The 4,099-nt window shown below is 59.3% G+C and carries 2 protein-coding genes; both read right to left on the bottom strand.

What is annotated here, in order from left to right; translation table 11 throughout:
* On the bottom strand, positions 1-3,601 hold a 3,601-nt coding region (locus VMU57_RS00900; protein WP_325379830.1), incomplete at its 3' end, for a DEAD/DEAH box helicase.
* Positions 3,598-3,846 carry a hypothetical protein gene (locus VMU57_RS00895; RefSeq protein WP_325379828.1) on the bottom strand — a complete coding sequence of 83 codons (249 nt, stop codon included), beginning with the start codon at positions 3,844-3,846 and terminating at the stop codon, positions 3,598-3,600. The genes VMU57_RS00895 and VMU57_RS00900, both read right to left, overlap by 4 nt.
* Between the last annotated feature and the right edge of the window lie 253 nt (positions 3,847-4,099).

Genomic DNA, 4,099 nt, shown 5'->3' with positions numbered 1-4,099 from the left:
CCTTTGGAATGCGAAGCGGCTGGATAAAATCCTTGTAGAAGGTCCTGTTGCTATAGGCAATGATGGGCGGTACACAACGGAAATGCTCACGTAGCATGACCTTGTGCGCCGCAAATACGGTGGACGCCACGTCGTATAGCGATTTCTCCGGGGTCAGTACCGCCGCATACGGTTGGTCGGACAAGAACCGGTCCTTCAGTTCCTGAATGCGCACCGCGGCGATAAAGCCGCCATCAGGCGAGACCTGCTTGTCGTCACCTACGACCAGAATCTTCTTACCACGAAGTACCGCCGGCAGAGCCCATAGGTCCGACTGGCTGGCCTCGTCCACGATGATGAGATCGAAACTACCTAGTTGAGCTGGCAAAGTTTCAGATACCTTCGCATGACTCATGACCCAGCACGGGACTGCACCCTGAGCGTCATGCATCGCCTTCTGCGCATCGCGCCGATGCCGGGTGGCGTTCGGGCCGGTCCCCTGGCCTATGCGCCGAACGGCGGTGCGGTAGGTTTCGAGCGCAGACAGGACTCTCGGGGAGGCGCCCAGCTTCGTGGACAGCCAGGCGGCGCTCGAGACAAGGTTCTCGTATAGCTTCGCCAGGCCCGCCTCCAGATCGCGCCGCCGCGCCGCAAGGGTCTGAAGTTCCTGGCGTGCCTCAATCGAGTTCAAATGGGTCTTCACACGCGCCCAGTTCCAGGCCTCCCGCCAATCGACAGGGAAGGCATGGTCTTCGCCTGTGCTCTCGACCGCCTCTCCGCGCACCCTTGCCGCGAGTTTTGCTGCACCCGAGCGCTCGATACGCCCAGCCAGTTCATTCACAATGCCGATGTCATGGCTGAGCGCTTCCACGCGGCGAACTTCTTGCACTAGTTCGGAATACCGCGCCACGATGCGTTCGGTCAGGTATTTGCTGCTTCCCAAATGCTGTTCGACGAAGGCGCGCAACTGTACTGAGATAGGACCGGACGTGCCAGCGAGTTTCTCCTGCAGCGTAGCCAACTGGGTGGCCGCCTGTGCCAGCTCGGCCCGGGTTAGATGAGCACGCAGATGCTGGCGCACCTCCCCCAACTGTGCCGAATTGCCGCGCAGTTGCTGATTCGGCGGGTTGGCGAAAACACGCTCTGCGAGCGTCGGCAGATGAGCATCGTGATTCATTGCCAGGCGATGGGCTTTGCGCGCGTTGATAGATACCATCTCGATACGCCGCAACGCCTGTACACCACCCTCGACGGTTGGGATAGAAAGAAGCTCCGCAAACTCGTTCCAGCGCACGCTGAACGACAGCACTTGTGCGTGCAGTCTGATGTATCGCTGAACATGCATCCAGTCCTCGCCATCGGCAGGCGCCAGTCCCGCGACGCGAATGGCAGACACGTGTTGTTTAACGCCGCCACTGCTGAAGCTCAGCAATCCGAACGGTTTGCCTGACTGCGCGCCGCGGTTGACGGCTTCATGAGCCTTCGGCTCCACCAATGCAGGTTCCGGAACATCGACAGGGCGTTTCATGAATTCCGCCCGTGCTTCAATGAGGACGTCGATTTCGCTGAACAGCGCCTCCAATGCCTGCCGTTCGCTGGCAAAGGCCTGTTGGCTGCACTTCTTTCGCAACTCGGCGGTCCAGACTTCTCCTGTGTCCTCCAGTTCTTTGGCGAGGCTGGCGGCCGCCTCCACCTGGCTCAGGAGCTTTCGCGCCAGGTCTAGCACTTCGGGTGTTGTTGCCCTTAGAGCGAGAAGCCCACCCTTGGCCTCAGCCGCTTCAATTTCACGCATGCCGACGAGAACGTCATGCAAACGTCCAACATCGGCCGCTGGCAGCAGAGCCGCGCTGGACGGGATGCGTGCCGCGGCATATACGAGGTCTTTACCCAGTCGGCGCCTCGCTTCACGCAAATGAGCGGCCTCGGTTCCACTGAGCGGCGGAGTATTTTCCGCATCCAGCGACAACACGTCGTCGAACCAGGAATACTTGTCGGTACCGGATAGGACCAACTCGGCCATTTTCTGGGCGCGCATCGGTACGCCATCTACTTCGACCTCGGACAATTGCGACACGGCGATGTCGTCTACACGTCGATCGATGGTCGCCAATTCCGTGTGCGCGCGATCGATGGCGCTGCGATACGTCTGAATCTGGGTCTTCACAACATCCGGATTCAGTTGGGACACATTGTGAATGATGGCTTCGATGGATGACTGGAACTGGCGCATGCCCTCGCGATCTCCCGCCAGCAAGGCGACGGTCAGCGGCCGCACCTCCTCGGGAATCTTCGATTGCAGGACTTCCAGCGCCTGCTCCCCCTTTGCGGTGACGAGCACTTTCCGTCCCGTCGCCAGGTAATGGCAAACGATGTTCGCGATGGTGTGCGTCTTGCCTGTACCCGGCGGCCCTTGGACGGCAACACCACTGGAGCGCTCCAATTGCTCGACGATGGTGATCTGTTCATGGTTGTACGGCAGCGGAAAGAACAATTCCTGCACTTGACCATTGGAGCCGGAACCGGAACCACCCGACAGGCCCCGAAAAGACACTGGTTCGTAGTTCGTCAACTCATCCGATGGCGGTGTCACCAAGGCCAAAGGCCCGAGCGGAATCGCGCCACCATCTCCGAGCCGCGCTTTCAGACGTACGATATCCTCGTGTAGGTAATTGTTTGATCGTGGCCGCGACAGCACCACCCAAGCATCCGACACCACCAGGGCATCCGCTGCGCCGGGAAAGCCGGTTGCGCCAGAGACATACCGCCCCTGTTCATGGAGATTGCCCGCGATCAGCTTGAGAATAGGCTCAAAGCTGCCAACGTCGAATGGCGAAATGGGGCGGTCGGCGCTTCTCGCCAAGCTTTCTTTCGCGGCTTTTTCGACTTCCGCCGTGCTGCTCAGATGGCACGCGGCGAATGCATCGAACTCAAAACGCGGATCCACGGACCGGGGACGTAACTCGATGGCGAGTGTCCGCTCATCCAGCGACACCTCGACGGCCTGAGTCAGCAGTGGATATTGAAACTCCACGACCGACCTGCCGGCGCGTTCTTCGTAATTTATCTTCCAGGCGCTGACGCCGATACCCCAAACCAGTTCATGCGGCTTGGCGGTTTCCTCGGCCTCCAGCTGATGCTTGATGGCGAACAGGTCGCCATAGAGACCAATAGTTCTGCGCCGCGGCTTTTCACCTTCCGCCCAGGCGGTCCATAGGGGCGTGTATTCGGCGAGGGTCCGCTGCAGGGCGGCCCGGATTCGGCGCTCGTCGGCCGTCGATTCTTCGGGGGTCCGACCAGCGGACGCTACGGCGAGACGGTGCTTGAGCGTTATCTCATTGATGCGCGGGGCTTGGCCGGTGGGTTCGGCATCAATAATGATCAGATCTCTCAGCTTCTCCTCGGATAAGGCTGGAGGTTGCAGTGCTTCAAGCCGTGCCACGCGCAGCCAGATGTGATCTCCTTCGATTTTGATATCGAAGTCGACTCCCGGCAGTCCCTGGAGGTCAGGACGGGTCCTCTTGAAACCCTTGTGACCAGCGAGGTTGAAGCCGCGCGGGTCTATGTCCTTGGCTTGCTCGAGGACGTAATCAAGCAGCTTGCTGAGCAATTGATGCGCGCTCACGCGGGCACTCGCTTCTTTCTGGGCGCAACAGGTGGCTTCGCTCTCGGCAGAGATTTAATCGACGCAATACCATGCTGTTCGCAATATTCGAGCACGATGACTTCCAGCATATTCGACAAGCTGCGGCGGTCTGCTTCTGCAGCCGCTGTGAGCATGCTCTTGATCTGCGGGTCGACCCGCAGGGTCAGAGTCGCCGTCTTGGTTTGGCCGCGAGACACATGCTGCTCCTGGCTGAATTTGCTCATGGAACGCAAAGCGACTGCGTTTTGCAGTCAGAGTACGAGGAAATATCGGGCGGCGCAACCTCACGCGAATGGCCTGCTATATACGTCGCTAAACGTTATTCTCGGTCTATCTGGCCTTACTTTCCGCACCTCGCGTGAGTCAAATAGAACGAATTTCCGATTGATTTCGGCTTGTGGTTAGGGTTTCGTGCGTGGTGCTTCGGCGTCGATAAGCTTTTCGGTTTCGTTCCCCCACGCCTGCATGAGCTTCCTC

This window comes from Edaphobacter sp. (genome assembly GCF_035532915.1).
Taxonomy (GTDB): Bacteria; Acidobacteriota; Terriglobia; order Terriglobales; family Acidobacteriaceae; genus Edaphobacter.
The sequence above is the reverse complement of the archived record's forward strand: the minus strand, read 5'-3'. Positions and strand labels throughout refer to the sequence as shown.